This is a genomic window from Acinetobacter lwoffii (assembly GCF_024129855.1).
In the GTDB taxonomy this organism is placed as follows: Bacteria; Pseudomonadota; Gammaproteobacteria; order Pseudomonadales; family Moraxellaceae; genus Acinetobacter; species Acinetobacter lwoffii_L.
Genome location: NZ_JAMXXC010000078.1, coordinates 1 through 382 on the forward strand (window position 1 = coordinate 1; position 382 = coordinate 382).

Genomic DNA, 382 nt, shown 5'->3' on the forward strand with positions numbered 1-382 from the left:
CATCGGTATAAACAGAGTCAATCTGCTCATCTTGTGGAATCTGATTAAGTAAATCACCAAGCACCTGTGAATCACTGACATTATTGGTTGTAAGCTGAACTGCTCGTATTTGTAGGGTTTTAGCATCTATACCAATATGAAGTTTACGCCATTGGCGACGATATTCAGGTCCATGTTTCTTGCGCTTCCATTCGCCCTCACCTAGAAACTTCATGCCTGAAGAGTCCATGAGTAGATGCAGCCCATCGCTACTTTTTTGGTAGCTGATTGCAATATCAATATGCTTTTGTCTTCTACAAAGCGTGGTGTAATCTGGAGCTATCCAATTTAATCCGCAAAGTTTAATCAGACTTTGCACAAAGCCAGTAACCATACGTAAAGA

General features: G+C 40.8%; 1 protein-coding gene. It reads right to left on the minus strand.

Annotation, left to right across the window (positions count from 1 at the left end):
- Positions 1-382, minus strand: a 382-nt coding sequence (locus NI465_RS16575) for an IS5 family transposase (RefSeq protein ID WP_253146006.1), incomplete at both ends; no start/stop codon positions are given.